We start from the raw sequence: 18,627 nt of genomic DNA, 5'->3' as shown, positions 1-18,627 counted from the left end.
CGCGTGGCGCGAGGGCAGCGGGGCATCCAACCTTCATTCGGTCGAGGGCGCATGAACGAAACGGAACGATATACACCGGCGCGTCGGGCGGGCACATCGGGCGACGACGTGCCGGCACGCGCGCTGCCGGCGTACCAGCAGATCAAGCGCTACGTCGTCGAGCGGATCGCGAACGGCGACTGGAAGCCAGGCGGCGCGATTCCGACCGAGGCCGAGCTGGTCAAGGAGTTCGGCGTCGCACGGATGACGGTGTCGCGTGCGCTGCGCGAGCTGACCGCCGAGCGCGTGCTGACGCGCATCCAGGGCGCCGGCACGTTCGTCGAGCGCCGGCATTACGAATCGACGGTGCTGGAAATCCGCAACATCGCCGACGAGATTGCAGAGCGCGGGCATCGGCACAGCGCGCGCGTGTTGCTGATCGAGCGCAGCGTCGAGCCGGAAGCGATCGATGCGCTGGGGCTGCGTGCGGGGCCCGTGTTTCATTCGCGCATCGTGCATTACGAGGAGGACGAGCCGATCCAGTTCGAGGATCGCTACGTCAACCCGGCATTGTTTCCCGATTACCTCGCGCAGGATTTCACGATCGAGACGCCGAATCATTACATGGTGCGGCTTGCACCGATCCAGCACGCGGAGTTCCGGATCTACGCGGAGAAGCCGAATGCGCAGGTGCGCCGGCATCTCGTGATGGAGATCGGCGAACCGTGTCTGTTGTTGAGGCGCCGCACGTGGGTCGGCGAGCACGTCGCGACGTCGGTCAGGCTGTGGCATCCGGCGTCGCGGTTTCATCTGGCGGGGAAGATGTAGGGACGACAGGGCGCGGCGTTCGACACGTGGTGCGCGGCGAGTATGCGCTCGCGACGGAGCTGGGCATGCAGATGCTCGACACGGCCCGGGACGTGAACGATCCAGGCTTCCTCATCGAGGCGCATAGCGCACTGGGGTCGTGCCTGTTTCTGCAGGGCGATTTCGGTGCTGCTCGCACACACATGGAACAAGCCCTTGCGCTCTACGATCCGGAGCAGCATCAGGCACACGTCTTCGCGCACGGGGTGGATCCCGGCATCCGGGCACTCTGTTTCCCTGGTGCTGACTTTGTGGATTCAGGGGTATCCCAACCAGGCGCTCAAACGCAGCGTCGAAGCGCTTGCGCTCGCACGGAACCTTGCGTACGGGCCATCGCTGGCGTTCAGCCTGACCTACACGGCGCACTTGCATCAGCTGCGGCGGGAGCCGAGGCTTGCTGCCGAGCGCGCGGAAGCGGTCATTGCCGTATCGACCGAGCACGGATTGCCTTACTGGCTCGCGTGGGGGACGCTGCTGCGAGGCTGGGCGACGAGCGTGCAAGGCAACCTCCGGGACGGCATTGCGCAGATGCGCCTGGGCCTCGACGCACAGCGGGCAGCCGGCGGCGAAGACCAGCGTCCTTATTCCCTCACGTTGCTCGCCGACAGTTACTGGCGCGCGGGCGACGAGAAGGCAGCCCTGGGCATGCTGGAAGAGGCCAGGGCGATCGTCGAGCAATCCGGCGAGCATTGCTACGAGGCCGAGCTGTACCGGCTCGCGGGCATCTATCTGGCTGGCGGGGCCGGCAAGGACGGCACGGCGCCTGAATGCGACGACGAAGCCGTCGACTGCTTTCACAGAGCGATCGCGCGGGCGCATCGGCAGGGCGCCAGGGCGCTGGAGCTGCGGGCAGCGTCGGACCTGGCGAGGCTATTGCAGCGGCAGGGCAAGACCGCGGAAGCCACGCAGGCGCTGTTCGACGTGTACGCGTGCTTCACGGAAGGCTTCGACACAAGCGACCTGCAAGAGGCAAAAGCGCTGCTGGATGCATTGGGCGCGCACGCAGGATGAATGGACCTGCGGCGTACGGCGACGCGTCGTGTGACCACGTGCCGCTCGCGAACTGCCGCTGCTCGAGGAGACGGGCATGACAACCACGCACACGAGACGCCGCGACGACGGTTCGCGCAAACAGATCGCGCTGGCGCTGCAGGGGGGCGGGATGCACGGCGCGTTCACCTGGGGCGTGCTCGACCGGCTGCTTGAAGACGGCAGGCTCGACATCGAGGGTGTCAGTGCGACCAGCGCCGGCGCAATGAACGCCACCGTATTCGCGTACGGGCTGCTGAAGGGGGGCGAGGACGGCGCGCGTCAGGCACTGCACGATTTCTGGCAGGCGGTCGCCCGATCGGCGGAGCGCTACAACCCGTTGCGCTGGGCGCCGTGGCTGAAGGGCACGCACAGCTTCGGGCTCGATCATTCGCCGCTCTATGCGTTTGCCGATATGATGCTGCGCGTTTTCTCGCCTTATCAGTTCAATTCGAACAACCTGAATCCGCTGCGCGAAGTGCTCGAAAGCCAGGTCGACTTCGACGCGCTGCGCAAGCACTGTCCGATCCGGTTGTATCTCAGCGCAACCAACGTCGAGACGGGGAAGATCCGCATCTTCACGGGAGCGCATGTCTGTGCCGACGCTGTTCCAGGCGGTCACGATCGACGGCGAGTTCTACTGGGACGGCGGCTACATGGGCAATCCGGCCATCTATCCGCTCATCTACAACTGCACGACGCGCGACGTCGTGATCGTGCACATCAATCCGCTCGTGCGCCGCGGCGTACCCGTCACGGCAGCGGAGATCCTCAACCGTATCAGCGAGATCAGTTTCAACTCGTCGCTGATGCGCGAGATGCGAGCCATCGCGTTCGTCACCGACCTGATCCAGCAAGACACGATCAAGCGCGGCGAGATGAAGGAAATGCTGATCCATTCCATTCGCGCCGACGATGCGCTGAGCGCGTTGAGCGTATCGAGCAAGTACAACGCGGACTGGGGATTTCTGAGCGAGCTGCATGACCACGGACGACGCGAGGCGGATGCATGGCTCGCGCATCGCTACGGCAACATCGGACAGCGGTCGAGCATCGACATTCGCAGGGAATTTCTCTGAGCGCATCGCGGTAACGTCGGCGCGGGGCGATCGTGTGGTGCCGCCACGGGCCAAGGAGCGAACGTGAACCAGACGCAGGCGCGGTTCGTCGCGCTGTGGTCGTGCAGCGGCGGCAAACATGCCGAGTATGTCTACGACACGCTGGCGCGAAGCTATTCGGAGCCGGCGCGGCATTACCATACGCTCGTGCATGTGCGGCGATGCCTGCGTCATGTCGACCTCGCGCGTGACTGGATTCCCGAACCGGATGTGGTCGAACTCGCGCTCTGGTTCCACGACGTGATTTACGTGCCGGGCGCGAAGAACAACGAGCAGCGCAGCGCCGACTGGTTCCGGCACCTGGCAGCGGGGCAGATCGGTGCATGCGACCGGATCTGCGCGATGATTCTCGCGACGACCCACGCGGGAGCCGTTGCCGAACTGGATACCCGTTTCGTGTGCGACATCGACCTGGCCGTGCTGGGCGCTTCCCGCAGGCGATTTCGCGACGACGGCCGCCTGCTCCGGGCCGAGCGCCCCGATCTCGACGACCGGGGTTACGACCTTCATGAACGGACGATGCTTCGCTCGCTGCTCGTCCGCCCGCGCATATATCTGACGGATTTCTTTTATACGCGCTGCGAGGCGCGTGCGCGCAGCAATCTGAGCTGGCGGCTGGGCTTGCCGATTGGGGCGTGACGACGCGCGTGATCGATGAAGTCGTGCACGAATGCCTGCCTCGCCCTGGCCGGCCTGCGTCACGATTCGGCGTTGCCGGCACCGGCACGTTCCGGCACGCATCGCACCGTGCGCCCCCGATGGGCGCGGCACGCCCGTCGCGCCGGACGCGCCCGCGCCACGATCTCGCGCCGCCCATTCAGAAAAATTCAGGATGCCGCCATGACTTTAAGGCTCATCTTCACTAGTCTTGCTGACGAACCGCCGCACGGGCCGTGCGCCAGTCGGCAAGCTCAAGGAGAACTCGATGATTGCCCCGAAGTTGCGACAACTATTGCTGACGACCGCCGTGTTCGGCGCATTGCTGACGACTGCAGCAGCCCATGCCGATACGACGCGCCTGGTCGATTCTGCGTCCGGGCGTGTACCGGCCGTCGCGGTCGGCCCGCAATACGATACGACGCACGTATGCGTCGCGCCGGAAGATTTCGACCGCTTTACCGACAGCTTCGTCGCGACGTTCGGCGGCAAGAAGTCGAAGCAGGGCGTGTTCCAGGTCACGCCGACGCCGAGCCAGACGATGTCGCAGCTCGTGCTCACGCCGGTCGGCACGATTTCGGTGTTCGGCTTCAAGACGCCGATTCCGTACCCGTTCTGTGATGAGCGCACCGGCTATCTCGTCACCGACCTGGACGTCGCCGTGAAATCGGCGCGTGCGCACGGCGCGGACGTGATCGTCGATACGTTCCCTGACCCGATCGGCCGCGACGCAATCGTCCGTTGGCCCGGCGGCCTGAACATGCAGCTGTACTGGCATACCGAGGCGCCGCATTACGACGCGCTGCAGACCGTGCCGGAAAACCGCGTGTACGTGTCGCCGGAAAGCGCGAACAAGCTGGTGCACGACTTCGTCGCGTTCTCGCGTGGCAAGATCGTGTCGGACGTGCGCCATGCGCCGGGCGTCGAGATCGGCCGGCCGAACGACACGTACCGCCGCATCCGCATCGAATCGGGCTTCGGCAAGATGACCGTGCTCGCGACGGATGGTCACCTGCCCTATCCGTTCGGCCGCGAGATGACCGGCTACGAAGTGCCCGATCTCGCCGCGACGCTGAAGCAGGCGCAGGCGGCCGGCGTGACCGTGCTCGTCCCGACGTTCACGTCGGACGGCCGCGACGCGGCGCTCGTGCAGTTCCCGGGCGGCTATGTCGCCGAGATCCACGCGCGGTCGAAGTGATGGGACGCCGGCCAGGGAAACGCGCATGGCGGGGCATGCTGCCGGCCGCCGTACTGGCGGCGGGCGCTGCGACGTATGCCGGTACGGCGGCCGGTGCCGACGCATCGTCGGCACCGTCATCGGCGCCGTCCTCGGCCGGCGGCACGTCGTGTACCGCGAAGCGGCCCACCGTGCTGTTCAACCGCTGGCAGGAAGACTGGTCGGTCCTCGCGAATCCGTGCGTGCCGCACAAGCCGTTCGATGCGCTGAAGTACATTCCGCTGGGCGGCGACCCGTCGACCTACCTGTCGCTCGGCGCGAACCTGCGCGAGCGCTTCGAGCTGAACAATGCGCCGCTGTTCGGGCTCGGCGCCGCGCACGACGACAATTACGTGATCCAGCGCGCGAACGTGCATGCGGACCTGCGCGTTGCCGGGCATTTCCAGGCGTTCGTCCAGTTCGAGGATGCGCGGCCGTTCGGCAAGGATACGGTCGGGACGGTCGATCGCAACCGGCTCGACATCGAGCAGGCGTTCGTCGCGTATGTCGACCAGCTGGGCGGCGGCACGTTCAAGACCCGCATCGGCCGGCAGGAGATGGCATTCGACTTGCAGCGGTTCGTGTCGGTGCGCGACGGGCCCAACGTGCGCCAGGCATTCGACGCACTGTGGGCCGATTACGAAATCGGCAAATGGCGGCTGATCGGCTATGTGACGCGCCCGGTGCAATATCGCAACGACGCGGTGTTCGACGACGTGTCGAACCGTCACCTGAGATTCGACGGCGTTCGCTTCGAGCGATCCGGCGTGGGGCCCGGCGACCTGTCGGCCTACTGGTCGCGCTATACGCGCGATAACGCACGCTATCTCGCCGGGGCCGGCACCGAACGGCGCGACGTATTCGACGTGCGCTACGCGGGCAAGTCGGGGCAGCTGGACTGGGACGCCGAGGCGATGCTGCAGACGGGGCGCATCGGACCGGACACGATCGGCGCATGGGCGTTCGGCACGCTGGGCGGCTATACGTTCTCGCAGGCGCCGGGCACGCCGCGCATCGGCATCCAGGTCGACGGCGCGTCGGGCGACACGCATCCCGGCGACGGGCGCATGGGCACCTTCAACCCGCTGTTCCCGAACGGCTACTACTTCACGCTTGCCGGCTACACGGGCTACAGCAACCTGATTCACGTGAAGCCGTCGCTGACGTTCAAGCCGGCGAGCAACGTGACGGTGCTGACCGCGGTCGGTTTCCAGTGGCGCGCGACGACGGCCGACGCGATCTACGGCCAGGGGATGTCGGCGGTGCCCGGCACGGCCGGAAAGGGCGGCGGGTGGACGGGCATGTATGCGCAGGCACGCGTGGACTGGCTCGTGAATGCGAACGTGGCGCTGGCCGTCGAGGCCGTGCACTTCCAGATTGCCGACTCGATTCGCGCGCTCGGCGCACGCAATGCCGACTACGTCGGCATGGAGGCCAAGTTCGGCTGGTAATGCGGCGCGCCGTGCGATTCAGTACGGCGCGCGAGTCAGCGCTTCGACGAAATCCATGAACGCCGTGACGCGCTTCGAGCCTCGCTGATTCGGCAGGTAGAGCGCGGTGACGACCGAGCGGGCCGTATCGGGCGTGACGTCGTACTGCTCGAAGAGCCTGCGCAAGCGGCCCGACCGGACGTCGGCGCCGACGAGCCAGTCGGGCAGCAGCGCGATGCCGGCGCCGCCGAGCGCGGCCTCGCGCAATACTTCGCTGTGGTTCGACTTGAATCGCCCGGCGACGAGCACCTTTGTCGCGCCGTGCGCATCGGCGAATGACCAGGCCTGCTGGTCGCCGCCGAAATGAAAGCGCAGGCACGCGTGATCGGCCAGCCCGCCCGGCGTGGACGGCGTGCCGTGCGCATCGAGATAGTCGTGGCTCGCGACGACGTACCGCTGGAACGTGCCGAGCGGGCGCGCGACGACCTCCGCGGACGGCGCCGCTTCGCCGAGCCGGATCGCGACGTCGATCCGGCCGGCGACGAGATCGACGCGCTCGTCGGTGAGTTGCAGATCCACGTCGAGCTTCGGGTAGCGCGCGAGGAATGCGGCGACGTGCGGTGCGATGCGGCGCCTGCCGTACGCGACCGGCACGGACACGCGCAGCGGTCCGGACGGCTCGTCACCGCGATCGGCGACGAGTGCATCGGCCTCCGCGAGTTCCTCCAGCAGCCGCTTCGCCCGTGCGTAGTAGACGGCGCCGGCATCGGACAACGTGACCTGTCGTGTCGTGCGGTTCAGCAGCACGGTGCCGAGCGATGCCTCGAGCGCGTCCACCGCACGCACCACCGACGAGGCCGCGAGATCGAGGCGCCGTCCCGCGCTGGAGAAGCCGCCGGCTTCCGCTACTTCCACGAACGCGCGCAGCGCGGAGAATTTGTCCATGTCGTCGTCTTTGTGCGTGTCGCAACGATGTGTTGCATGCCGTCCGGATTCTATCGCCCGGCCGACGGCATGGATCGCACCGGGTGCCGTCTTCAGAACGATTCATGTGCCGCTCGGGGTCATTCAGGATCCTGATGGGCAAGCTCGGCGTCAACGCATGACGTCGCGTGACGTCGCGTAATGTCGATACGCAAACTGGAATCGGACAGAAGAACTTCAACGGGTGCGCCTGCGTCGCGCGTTTGTGCAACATGCTGCTCGCGTGGGGCGACGTCGTGCACGTTGCGGCGATCCGGTGGCAGGATCCTGCTGCGACCGGCCAGTACGACAGCGATGCTGATGCGGCTCGCCGCACCCGGCGCGACGCGCTCGAGCGCGTCGCGGACAGGCGGCATAGGGTCGGTGCCGCGCACATCGCGTTTCCCGGGCTCGGGCATTTGCGTCAAGACGGCGAACGGTACGACTGGGTGCCGCTCAACGACGATGCGGCGCCGCTGCGACAGGGGGCGATCAGGCAGGCGGCACAACCGGCTCAGCGCGACATGCCGCGCCGCCATGCGCCGGGCGGATGGCCGACGATGCGCGCGAAGATGCGGTTCAGGTGGCTCTGGTCGGCGAAACCGCAGACCACCGCGATTTCCGCGAGCGTCATGTCGGTCGTCTCGATCAGCTGGCGGGCACGGGCCACGCGCTGTTCGAGCAGCCATTGATGCGGTGTGCGCCCGGTCGTTCGCGAGAACGCGCGGATGAAGTAGCCGCGCGACAGGCCGCACTCGTTCGCGACTTCCTCGATCGACACGCCGAGGTTCGCCTTCTCCATCAGAAGCTCCTGGGCGAGCGCGACCTTGGCCGGCGACAGCACACCCTTGCGCTGCAGGTCGCGTGCGCGCGCATTGCCGTAACGGCAGGCCAGGTGCGTGCCGATCGCGAGCCCCATCTGTTCGACGAACAACGCGTTCAGCGCGCCGGGCCCGTCGAGGCTGTCGGCGACCGCGTGCGCGAGATGGCCCAGCACCGGGTCCTGCACGTCGGGCGCGCAACTCAAGCCGCCGATTTCCAGGCCGTCGTGCTCGCGGGCGAGGTCGTCCAGGTAGCGATGCGACAGCTCGACGAGGACGAAATCGAACTTGCCGTACAGGTCGGCGCGGAAATTCCGGGAAAAGTCGCGCACGTAGATGGAGTTGCGCTGAAACCACCGCTCGGATTTGCCGGACCCGCGGTGGATCGTTCGCCGGTGGCCGTCATTCAGCGACACGCCGACGAGGAAGCCGCGATCGCTCGCCGTCATCTCGATGCGCTCGAATTGTTCGTCGCGCATGCATTTGCGGTGGAGCGTCAGGCCGCCTGCGGATCTTTCAATGTCCTTGGACAGCAGGCTCGCGATGCATCCGAGCGTGTCTTTCGGCGGTGCCGCCGGTGGTGCGACGAGAGGGTCTGGCATGTCGGAAAATCCTTCGGAGTCGGACGGCGGGCAAGCGTCCTTGCGTCCAGTACATACAGCGGGGCGATAGGCCGAAGATAACTTGAACAAATGTCCGCTGCTTGACGAAATGCTTGCAGCGGACCGCTGCGCGCGGTGCCGGGGCACGATCGGCACGCAAACACGCGATTCCGAATGATATCGCCCGATCCGCATTCGCGCCGCGCTGGGCCGGCGGCGGCGGCCGGCGGGGGGCAGCAGCGCATTTTCGTTCAAGATTTTTGAAAATGCCGCGTTTACACTCGGCCTACTTTTTCGAGACCTTGAACCCGCCCTGAAGGGCAGGCCGGGGCGGACTCACGCCCCGATGATCTGCTGCGTTCACTGGCGGTCATCGTGGGGAACCTGGAGGCGGCCATGATCCAGATCGGGGCTTTGTCGGTGGATTTCGAGCAGCGGGACATTCGCCGTCACGGCGCATCGCTGCGCATCGGCGCGCGCGCGCTCGACATACTTGAAGTACTGCATCGCGCCAACGGTTCCGTCGTGTCGAAGGACGACATCATGGATGCCGTCTGGCCGGGCCTGATCGTCGAGGAAAACCGGCTGCAGGTTCATGTCGCGACGTTGCGCAAGGCGCTCGGCGCGAGCCGCGACCTGATCAAGACCGTCCCGGGCCGCGGGTACCTGCTGATCGCGAATCCGCCGGTCGAGCACGCGGTGACGCCGCGCCCGGCCGCCGCGGCCCCAGACGCCGACGCGGCGGGCCCGACCCCGTTTGTCGGGCGCCGGGCCGAGATCGAGCAGATCGTCGACATGATCGACCGTGTGCCGGTCGTCACGCTCGTCGGCGCGGGCGGGATCGGCAAGACGAGTCTGGCCGGCCGGATTGCGCACGTGCTGCGCAGCCGGGCTGGCGAGCGCGTGCTGTTCGTGGAACTGGCGCGTGCCACGACGCGCGACGACGTGCTGCTCGCGATTGCCGCGGAACTGGGGCTCGAGACGGATGGCGTGCCGGCCGTCGAGCGCATCGGCGATGCATTCGCCGTCTCGCGCAACCTGCTCGTGCTCGACAACGCGGAGCATGTCGTCGACCTGGTTGCCGATCTCGTCGAGTCGCTGACCGCGCGTGCCGCGCCGCTGCGGGTGCTCGTGACGAGTCGCGAACCCCTTCATATCTCGATCGAAGCCGTGTTTCGCGTGAGTCCGCTGGCGGTGCCCGATGGCGCTGCCACGGTCGACGAGATCGGGCGTCATGCGGCCGTCGAGCTGTTCCTGGCACGCATTCGCGCGGCCATGCCCGATTGCGCGGTCGACGCCGACGGCATGAGGCTGATCGGCGATATCTGCCGGCGGCTCGACGGGCTGCCGCTTGCCATCGAGCTGGCCGCCGCGCGCGTGGCGACGCTCGGGCTCGAGGGTGTCGCGTCGCGCCTCGACGACCGCCTGAACCTGCTGACGGGCGGGCTGCGTTCCGCGTTGCCGCGCCACCAGACGCTGCGCGCGACGTTCGACTGGAGCTACGTGTTGCTGGATCCGGCCGCGCGTTCGCTGTTTCGCCGGATGGCGTGCTTCGTCGGCCCATTCACGTTCGATGCCGCTCGCGAAGTCGCGATGGATCCCGCCATGTCCGCCGCCGACATGACCGCGGTGCTCGGCGAACTGGTCGCAAAGTCGCTGGTGACCGTCGAGTTCAACGGCGCGCACGTGCGCTACCGCCTGACCGAATCGACGCGCGCATACGCCCTCGAGAAATTGCACGACGAGGGCGAGTTCGAACGCATCGCCGAGCGTCATGCGCGTCATGAACACGCGCAAGCGCAAGCCCGCGCGTCGGCTCACGCGCAAGCCGCGCGCCTGGCCAGTGCGCCCGGGCCCGTTGCCGCGGCGGTCGAGCCGCCCGTCCCGGAAGCCGACGCGTTGGCGCTCGCATTGCGGGAGCCGGCGCGAATGCGCGACTGTTCGATACCGGCGAGGCGCGTGCTCGATGCAATCGACGCCGGCGCGCTCGGGGCCGTCGACGCGGCGCGCGAGATGCGATTGCGCGCCGCCTACGCGTCGGCGCTTCTGCATACGGACGGCGATACGCAGACCGTCGCCGCAATGTGGGAGCGCACGCTCGGTCTCGCCGGGCGGGTCGGCGACGATGCATTCGACGCGTGCGCACTGGTCGGGCTGTGGAACACGATGCTGGTGCGTGCCGACATTCCCGAATCGCTGCGCTATGCGATGCGCTTCGAGCGGGCTGCCGAGCGGCGCGGCGACCGGTCGCAACGGGTGCTGGCGAGCGCGATGGTCGCGACGTCGCTGCATTACTTCGGCGAGCATGCGCAGGCGCGCGAGCGGCTGGAGGCGGCGATGGCCGAGCTGGCCGAAGCAGGCGAGCCGCCTTGCGCGGTAGCGGTGCTCGGCGTCGACGTTGCGACGCTCGGCCGGACGATGCTGGCGCGGCTCGTCTGGATGCAGGGCGATCCGGAATATGCGATGCGGCTCGGTGCGCAGGCGGTCGAATCCGCACGGCGTAGCGGGTCGGCGCTGGCGTTGTGCATCGTGCTCGGCGCCGCGGCCGTGCCGATCGCATTGCGTTATGGCGATCACGACGTGATCACCGACTATCTCGCGGCGCTGCGATCGACCGCCGAGGCGAACGGGTTCGACATCTGGCTCAGCCACGCGGAATGTCTTGCGGGACAGTTCGACATGCAGGCCGGCCATCCCGGCGCCGGGATGGCGCGGCTCGAACCCGCGCTGCGGCGCATCGAGGCGAGCGGATTCCGGCGCCTGCTCGCGCCGCTGGTGGTCGCGTATGCGGAAGGGCTGACGCGCACGGGGCGTGCTGCCGAGGCCCGCGTGAAGCTCGACGCGACGCTCGCGTGCTGCCGCGCGCGGGGCGAGCATCTGTTCGTGCCGGAACTGCTGCGTGTCAGGGGCCTGGTGATGCTCGAACAGGCACGCACGGCCGACGCGGAGCGCGCGATCGCGTGCGAAGCGGACGGGCACCGGCATCTCCTGATGGCGATCCATGCCGCAAACGGGCAGGGCGCGGCGATGTGGGCACTGCGCGGCACGCTCGATCTTGCCGATCATCTGATCGAGCGCGGGCGTATCGGGCAGGCGTCGTCGCTGGTGGCCAACCTGTCCGGGCACGTCGACCCGCAATCGCGCGCGTTCGACGTGCGCCGCCTGGCGCGGGTGCAGAGCTTCATCCGCCCGGAGCCGATGCGGCCGGCGGGCGATGCGCGCATGCGGCACGAGACCGTGGATGCGATGCAATCGGCGGCGTGACGGCGGGCATGGCCCGGGAAGGACGCGCCCGCGCACCGCGGCCGGCTGTCCGATCGTTCAACATTCAAGGGAGGGTGGATGGTCCGTGTAACGTCAAGCCGCAGGGATGCCGCATGCGGCCGTATGCCGGCCTGCGGCGCGAGCGGGGAGGCTGAAGGTGCTTAAGGTGACGCAATCCGCGGAATCGGCGGACCTCATCGTCTACAACGGCAAGATCGCGACGCAGGACGACACGCGGTCGTTCGTGACCGCGCTCGCGGTGAAGGATGGCCGGATTCTCGCGGCCGGCAGCGGGCACGAGGTCATGCGCCACGTGCGCGACGACACGCTGCACATCGACCTGAACGGCCGCACCGTGATCCCGGGGCTGAACGACTCGCACTTGCACGTGATTCGCGGCGGCCTGAATTTCAACCTGGAGCTGCGCTGGGACGGCGTGTCGACGCTGGCCGAGGCGCTCTGCATGCTGCGTCGCCAGGTGCTGCGCACGCCTGCGCCGCAGTGGGTGCGCGTCGTCGGCGGCTGGACCGAATTCCAGTTCGCGGAAAAGCGCGGGCCGACGGTGGCCGAACTCAATGCGATCGCGCCCGACACGCCGGTCTTCGTGATGCATCTGGGCGACAGCGCGCTGCTGAACGCGGCCGCGCTGCGCGCGATCGGCTATGGTCGCGACACGTCCGATCCGCCCGGCGGCGAGATCCAGCGCGACCGTGCCGGCAGGCCGACCGGCATGCTGATCGCGCGCCCGGACATGGCCGTCCTGCATGCGGCGCTCGAGAAGGGCCCCAAGCTCGGCTTCGAAGATCAGATGAATTCGATGCGGCACTTCATGCGCGAACTGAACCGCCTCGGCGTGACCAGCGCGATCGACGCCGGCGGCGATTCCCAGGCCTATCCGGACGACTACGCCGCGATCATGGCGCTTGCCGAGCGCGGGGAAATGACGGTGCGCATCGCGTACAGCCTGTTCGTGCAGCATGCGGGGCGCGAAGTCGACGACTACGCGCGCTGGATGACGCTGGCGAAGCCGGGCGACGGCGATGCATTCCTGCGGATGAACGGCGCCGGCGAACTGCTGGTGTATTCCGCAGCGGATTTCGGCAATTTCCTCGAGCCGCGCCCGGACCTGCCCGACGTGCTCGAGGCGGAGCTGACCGCGGTCGTCCGGCTGCTGGTCAGGCACCGTTGGCCGTTCAGGCTGCATGCGACGTACGACGAATCGATCGGCCGCTTCCTGAACGTGCTCGAAGCCGTGAACCGCGATGTTCCGTTCGACGGCCTGCGCTGGTTCTTCGATCATTGTGAGACGATTTCGGATGCGAACATCGCGCGCATCGCGGCGCTCGGCGGCGGCGTGACGGTCCAGCACCGGATGGCGTTCCAGGGCGAGTACTTCGTTGCGCGCTATGGCGTACAAGCCGCCACGCGCACGCCGCCGATCCGCGCGATGCTGGCGGCCGGCCTGCCGGTCGGCGCCGGCTCCGATGCGACTCGCATTGCGAGCTACAACCCGTTCGTGTCGTTGTACTGGATGGTGTCGGGGCGGACGGTCGGCGGCACCGTGCTGTATCCGGAAGGCAACCGGCTGAGCCGGATGGAGGCGCTGCGCCGCTACACGGTGGGCAGCGCGTGGTTCTCGAACGAAGACGATCGCAAGGGCGCGCTGGTACCCGGCCGGTATGCGGATTTCACCGTGCTGACCGACGATTACTTCACGATCGACGAGTCGCGCATCAAGCACCTGTCGTCGGTCCTGACGATCGTCGACGGCAAGGTCGTGCACGCGGACGACGAATTCGCGCCGCTGGCGCCGCCGCCGCTGCCGGTGCGTCCCGCGTGGTCGCCGGTGGCCGAATTCGGCGGCACCGGCCGGCGGCGTCCGGCCGCGTCGGCGCAGCCGCGCGACGCGGCCGATGCCGGCCGCGAGACCGGTTTCGCGCGCGAATACGGACGCCGTTTCGCGCGGCGCCTGCATGCGGCCGCCACGGAACTCGTCGAGCCGCGCGACGCATTCGGTGGCCTTGGCCCAGCGTTTTAGGCGATCGATACCGGCACGTGTGGGGGCCACCTCGACGCGTGCCGAGCGAAGAATGAACAACTTTCCGGCCCCGGCACGGGGCACAAGGAGACAAGATGAGTGCTGCGCCCACGAGCGCGCCGTCGGATGACGAAGTCGCCGGCATCCGCATTCCGGTGACGCCGATCGCGATCGAGGCCGCCGAAGCCGCGCGCGCGTCGCTGCCGCACGTGATCGCCAATCACGCTTGCCGGGTATTCGTCCTCGCATCGCTCGCCGCGCGCCGTGCGGGCGAGACGTGCGATGCCGAGGCGCTGTACGTGGCTGCGATGTACGCGAACATGGGCCTGAGTGCCGCGTATTGCCGCTCGAGCGCGCGCTACGAGCTCGACAGCGCCGATGCCGCGCACGCGTTCCTGCTGCGGCATCAGTCGCCGCTGCCTGTGTGCGACGACGTATGGCGCGCAATCGCGCTGCATACGACACCTGGCGTGGCCGCGCGCATGTCGCCGCTGGCGCGTGCGTTGTCGTCCGCGGTCGCGACGGACCTGATGGCCGCGAACTTCGACGCGTATTCCGCCGACGAGCGCCGCGCGCTGCTCGCCGCGTACCCGCGCGGCGACGGATTCGGCGCCGCGTTCCTCGATGCGGTCGCGCGCGGAGTCGCGCACCGGCCCGCGTCGACGTTCGGCACATGGAGCGCCGACGTGCTCGAGCGGGTCGACCCGGATTTTCACCGGCCGAATTTCTGCGGTCGCGTGCTCGGTGCGCGCTGGAACGACGCCTGAACGAGCCGTGGCGAAGAGGCGGCCGGCTTCTGCCGCAGCCGGCCGGTCGTGCCGGGCATGGCGCCGGGCCGCCGCGTCGCCGCGGGGTTCAGGCGGCCGGTTCCGCTGCGCCGTGCCGCGCGTAGTCGACGTATCCCGCGCGGTCGCCGCCATACCAGCCGATCGACTTCGGCGCGGCGAGCGGCGCGTGCATGGCGATGCGTTCGACAAGATCCGGGTTCGCGATGTATGCGCGAGCGAATGCGACGAGATCGGCGTCGCCCGCATCGATCAGCGCATTCGCGGCGTCCGGCGTGATGCCGCCGTTGACGATCAGCGTGCCGCCGAAGGTCTTGCGCGTGTGCTCGATGATGCGCGGCAGGTCGGGCTCGCCGCTCCAGCCGTTGGTATCGGCCGCGTGCAGGTAGGCGACGCCCGCCTCGTCGAGCATGCGGCCGACGTACGCGTACGTCGCATCCGGATCCGCATCCCGCACGTTGTTGTATTGCGCGTACGGCGAGATGCGCACGCCCACGCGGCTGCGCGGCATCACGTCGCCGACCGCGTCGACGATTTCCTCGAGAAAGCGCGCGCGGTTCGCGACCGAGCCGCCGTAGCGGTCGTCGCGGCGGTTCAGCGTCGACGACAGGAACTGGTGCGGCAGGTAGCCGTTGGCCGCGTGGAGTTCGACGCCGTCGAAGCCGGCCGCCATCGCGCGGGCGGCCGCGCAGCGGAATTCGTCGACCGTCGCGGCGACTTCGTCGGTCGTCATCGCGCGCGACGGCGTCGCGTGAATCTTCGTGTAATAGCCGTTGTGCAACTGCGCCCACACCTGCAAATGCTCGAGGTCGTCGTTGATGCCGGACGGCGACAGCGGCGCGTGGCCGTCGAGCAACGCCAGCGAGCTGACACGGCCGCCGTGCCACAGCTGCGCGAAGATGCGGCCGCCGTTCGCGTGAACCGCGTCCGTGACCTGCTTCCAGCCGGCCGCCTGCTCGTCGGTGACGAGCCCGGGCGTCAGCTCGAATGCCGCGGACGCGTGGCTGACGTTGGTCGCCTCGGTGACGATCAGGCCGGCGGATGCGCGCTGTGCGTAATACTCGGCCATGAGCGCGGTCGGCTGGCCGCGTGACGGCGCGCGCGAACGCGTCATCGGCCCCATCACGACTCGGTTCGGAAGCGGCAAGCCGCGCAGATCGTAGGTGTCGAGCAGGGAAGACATGGTGGATTCCTTGTGCATGGAGCAGGGCGCCGCCGCCGTCGCCCGGAGGCAAGCGGCGGGTCCTGCGGAAAGTCGGGGGAGATGTACCGGCAGCGTTCCGGCGCCCGAACGACCCGGGCGGCATCCGTTCGCCAACCGGCCGCGGGCATCGGTTCAGGCGCGTGCGTGACGTTGCGCGTGCGGCCGCCCGATTGCGAGGTAGTGCGCGAGCGCGACGATCGGGAAGGCACCGGCGACCGCCGCGACGAGCGGCCAGCCGCCGTGCTCGTACAGCGGGCTCGCGAGCGCGGAGCCGACGGCGCCGCCGACGAAGATGCTGGTCATGTACAGCGCGTTCAGGCGGTTGCGGCTCGTTGCATCCAGCGCGTAGATCTCGCGCTGGCCCAGCACCATGTTCATCTGCACGGCGAAATCGAGCACGATGCCCGTGACGACGAGGCCGTACAGGCCGGCGCCGTGCATCAGCGCGACGGCGTACGACAGTGCGCCGGCGACCAGCGCGATCAGCGTGGCCCGCACGGTATGGCCGGCATCCGCAAGGCGGCCGGCGACCGGCGCCGACGTCGCGCCGATCGCGCCGACCAGCGCGAACAGGCCGATGGCGGATTGCGACAGCCCGTAGTGGCGCGTCAGCTCGACCGGCACGGCGGTCCAGAACAGGCTGAACGACGCGAACATCAGGCCCTGGTAGAACGCGCGATGGCGCAGCACCGGCATCGTGCGAACGAGGTGCAGCAGCGAGCCGATCAGCGCGAAATAGGTCGCGCGATGCTCGGGCCGGCGCGACGGAATCGTCAGCGCGAGCACGGCCGTCACGAGCGTCATCAGCCCCGCGGCGGCCGCGAACACGAAGCGCCAGCCGAACGCGTCGGCCACCACGCTCGACAGCGGGCGCGCGAGCAGGATGCCGAGCAGCAGGCCGCTCATGATCGTGCCGACGACCCGGCCACGCGAGTGATCCGGCGCGAGGTGCGCGGCGAGCGGCACCAGGATCTGGACGGCGACCGAACTGAAGCCGATCAGCAGCGAGATCGCGAGGAACAGGCCGGGCGTCCGGGCCACCGCGGCCGCTGCGAGGCTTGCGATCGAGATCAGGGCCGTGACGATCATCAGCTTGCGGTTCTCGAGCAGGTCGCCGAGCGGCACGATGAAGAACAGGCCGAGCGCGTAGCCGATCTGCGTCAGCGACACGATGAGGCTCGCCGCCGAGCCGGACATGTGCAGCCCGGGCGCGATGAGTTCGGTGATCGGTTGCGCGTAGTACAGGTTCGCGACGATCGCGCCGCAACTGAACGCGAACAGCACGATGAGGCCCTGCGTGAGCCTGGCCGCCTGCCCGTGGGCTGCGAGCGGGGTGGATTCCGTTGACATGGTCGACTCCTTGAACGAGATGTCGGGCGCCCGTTTGCCGGGCGGCGCGTGGCGATTCCGCAAGCGGCGAGCCGGGCACGCCGCATTGCCGTCAAGACTATTGATCGAGCGGCAACAGCGGAATACGTCCGTCGCGCAATCGAGCATTGCGTGCCGCGCAAAGGCGTGGAAAGCTCGCGGGCATCGGCGCCGCCGCGCGGCGGGACAGGCGGCGAACCGCGCGCGCCGACGCTCGCGAGGCCGTTCGGCGGCGCACGCGGTGTCGGGGCGTGAAAACGGTCGGGGCGGGGACGCGCGTCCGGGCAGGGCAGCCGGTGGCCGCGTTCAGCGGCGCTGCCCTTGCAGCGTCGGAATCTGCGCGAACAGGTCGGCCAGCCAGTCGACGAAGATCTTGAGCTTGACGGGCGTATGCCGATTGGGCGGATACAGGATCGAGATCGGCCGGGGCGGCGCGTTGAAATCGGTCAGCACCTCGCGCAGTCGCCCCGATTTCAGGTACGGTTCGACCAGGTAGAGCGACGTCTTGATCAGGCCGATGCCCGCGACGCCGCACTCGATGTAGGTATCGGCGTCGTTGACCGCGACCGTGCCGCACATCTGCACGATGCGCGTTTCGCCGTCGACGACATAGTCCCACGGGCGCGGGCGGCCGGTATCGGCCGAGATGTGGCTGATCGCGACATGCTGCGCGAGATCGTCGACCGTGTCGGGCGCGCCGCATCGGTCGAGATATGCGGGGGCCGCGCACGTGCAGGTGGTCAGGCTGCCGATCCGTTTCGCGATCATGCCCGAGTCGTCGAGCGCCCCGATGCGCACCACGCAATCGACGCCCTCGCCGACGAGGTCGATCTGGCGATCGGTCACGCCGAGTTCGATCGAGATGTTCGGATGGGCGGCAAGAAATTCGGGCAGCGCCGGCACCATGATCTGCTTGGCCATGGCCGGCGGCAGGTTCACTTTCAGGCGGCCGCGCGGCACGTTGCGCGCCTGCGAGACCGCCGCTTCCATGTCGTCGATTTCGCGCAGCACGCCGACGCAGCGTTCGTAGTAAGCCTGGCCGTCCTCGGTCAGCGAGATGCGGCGCGTCGTGCGGTTCAGCAGCCGGCAGCCGAGATGCTGTTCGAGCGTGCTCAGCAGGGCGGACACGCGCGGCGTGGTGAGCCCGGTCGTATCCGACGCACGCGTGAAGCTGCCCGTTTCGACGATGCGCGTAAACACGCGCATCGAAAGCAAGGTATCCATCGTTCAGAAATCTCCAGCCTGTCGAGTGTCGGTGCCGGTTCGTGCCGGCGCGATCGGTGGTG

The 18,627-nt window shown here is 68.2% G+C and carries 14 protein-coding genes and 2 pseudogenes; 10 read left to right on the top strand and 6 right to left on the bottom strand.

Annotated elements, in window-relative coordinates:
* The first annotated feature begins 51 nt into the window (after positions 1-51).
* Complete coding sequence (gene hutC / locus B7G54_RS35705) at positions 52-807, top strand: histidine utilization repressor (protein WP_085043383.1); 756 nt, start codon at positions 52-54, stop codon at positions 805-807.
* Here the strand turns inward: hutC and B7G54_RS39925 are convergent.
* Entirely contained in the window at positions 786-1,049 is a 264-nt protein-coding gene (locus tag B7G54_RS39925) for a hypothetical protein (RefSeq protein ID WP_244289483.1), read from the bottom strand. The two genes, hutC and B7G54_RS39925, sit on opposite strands and share 22 nt — an antisense overlap.
* 37 nt (positions 1,050-1,086) lie before the next feature.
* Here B7G54_RS39925 and B7G54_RS35700 point away from each other — a divergent pair, with 37 nt between their 5' ends.
* From B7G54_RS35700 to B7G54_RS35680, 5 genes and pseudogenes are all read left to right on the top strand, one after another.
* The gene (locus tag B7G54_RS35700) at positions 1,087-1,857 is read left to right on the top strand and encodes a tetratricopeptide repeat protein (protein ID WP_244289482.1); all 771 of its coding nucleotides are present in this window, start codon (positions 1,087-1,089) and stop codon (positions 1,855-1,857) included.
* Between the two features lie 76 nt (positions 1,858-1,933).
* Positions 1,934-2,954 (top strand): annotated as a pseudogene (locus tag B7G54_RS35695) (patatin-like phospholipase family protein).
* A gap of 63 nt (positions 2,955-3,017) precedes the next feature.
* Positions 3,018-3,632 (top strand): HD domain-containing protein, encoded by a 615-nt coding sequence (locus tag B7G54_RS35690; RefSeq protein WP_085043382.1) that lies wholly within the window; start codon positions 3,018-3,020, stop codon positions 3,630-3,632.
* Between the two features lie 286 nt (positions 3,633-3,918).
* Positions 3,919-4,848 carry a VOC family protein gene (locus tag B7G54_RS35685; RefSeq protein WP_085043399.1) on the top strand — a complete coding sequence of 310 codons (930 nt, stop codon included), beginning with the start codon at positions 3,919-3,921 and terminating at the stop codon, positions 4,846-4,848.
* On the top strand, positions 4,848-6,317 hold the full coding sequence (locus tag B7G54_RS35680) for an alginate export family protein (RefSeq protein WP_085043381.1): 1,470 nt from the start codon (positions 4,848-4,850) through the stop codon (positions 6,315-6,317). The genes B7G54_RS35685 and B7G54_RS35680 overlap by 1 nt, the downstream gene beginning before the upstream one ends.
* Positions 6,318-6,335: 18 nt before the next feature.
* On the opposite strand, the gene B7G54_RS35675 is transcribed toward B7G54_RS35680, so the two are convergent.
* Complete coding sequence (locus B7G54_RS35675) at positions 6,336-7,241, bottom strand: LysR family transcriptional regulator (protein WP_085043380.1); 906 nt, start codon at positions 7,239-7,241, stop codon at positions 6,336-6,338.
* 254 nt (positions 7,242-7,495) lie between these two features.
* On the opposite strand from B7G54_RS35675, the pseudogene B7G54_RS39920 reads away from it, so the two are divergent.
* Positions 7,496-7,741: pseudogene (locus B7G54_RS39920) on the top strand (MBL fold metallo-hydrolase); the annotation flags it as partial.
* Positions 7,742-7,773: 32 nt separating this feature from the next.
* On the opposite strand, the gene B7G54_RS35665 reads toward B7G54_RS39920, so the two are convergent.
* The gene (locus B7G54_RS35665; protein ID WP_085043379.1) at positions 7,774-8,682 is read right to left on the bottom strand and encodes a helix-turn-helix domain-containing protein; all 909 of its coding nucleotides are present in this window, start codon (positions 8,680-8,682) and stop codon (positions 7,774-7,776) included.
* A 396-nt stretch (positions 8,683-9,078) separates the two neighbouring features.
* Between B7G54_RS35665 and B7G54_RS35660 the strand changes: the two genes are divergently transcribed.
* From B7G54_RS35660 to B7G54_RS35650, 3 genes are all read left to right on the top strand, one after another.
* Positions 9,079-11,946 (top strand): ATP-binding protein, encoded by a 2,868-nt coding sequence (locus tag B7G54_RS35660; protein WP_085043378.1) that lies wholly within the window; start codon positions 9,079-9,081, stop codon positions 11,944-11,946.
* A 157-nt stretch (positions 11,947-12,103) separates the two neighbouring features.
* Entirely contained in the window at positions 12,104-13,984 is a 1,881-nt protein-coding gene (locus B7G54_RS35655) for an amidohydrolase (protein WP_085043377.1), read from the top strand.
* Between the two features lie 95 nt (positions 13,985-14,079).
* A complete protein-coding gene (locus B7G54_RS35650; protein ID WP_085043376.1) occupies positions 14,080-14,751 on the top strand; it encodes an HD domain-containing protein in 672 nt (223 codons plus the stop codon).
* A gap of 88 nt (positions 14,752-14,839) precedes the next feature.
* Here B7G54_RS35650 and B7G54_RS35645 read toward each other — a convergent pair whose 3' ends face one another.
* The 3 genes from B7G54_RS35645 to B7G54_RS35635 form a co-directional block, all read right to left on the bottom strand.
* Positions 14,840-15,952 carry an alkene reductase gene (locus B7G54_RS35645; protein WP_085043375.1) on the bottom strand — a complete coding sequence of 371 codons (1,113 nt, stop codon included), beginning with the start codon at positions 15,950-15,952 and terminating at the stop codon, positions 14,840-14,842.
* Positions 15,953-16,105: 153 nt separating this feature from the next.
* On the bottom strand, positions 16,106-17,323 hold the full coding sequence (locus B7G54_RS35640) for an MFS transporter (RefSeq protein WP_085043398.1): 1,218 nt from the start codon (positions 17,321-17,323) through the stop codon (positions 16,106-16,108).
* 324 nt (positions 17,324-17,647) lie between these two features.
* On the bottom strand, positions 17,648-18,565 hold the full coding sequence (locus B7G54_RS35635; RefSeq protein ID WP_085043374.1) for a LysR family transcriptional regulator: 918 nt from the start codon (positions 18,563-18,565) through the stop codon (positions 17,648-17,650).
* Positions 18,566-18,627: the final 62 nt, after the last annotated feature.

The sequence above is a fragment of the Burkholderia puraquae genome, assembly GCF_002099195.1.
GTDB classification, from domain to species: Bacteria; Pseudomonadota; Gammaproteobacteria; order Burkholderiales; family Burkholderiaceae; genus Burkholderia; species Burkholderia puraquae.
Note: the sequence above shows the minus strand (reverse complement) of the source record. Positions and strands in the feature narration are given on the sequence as shown.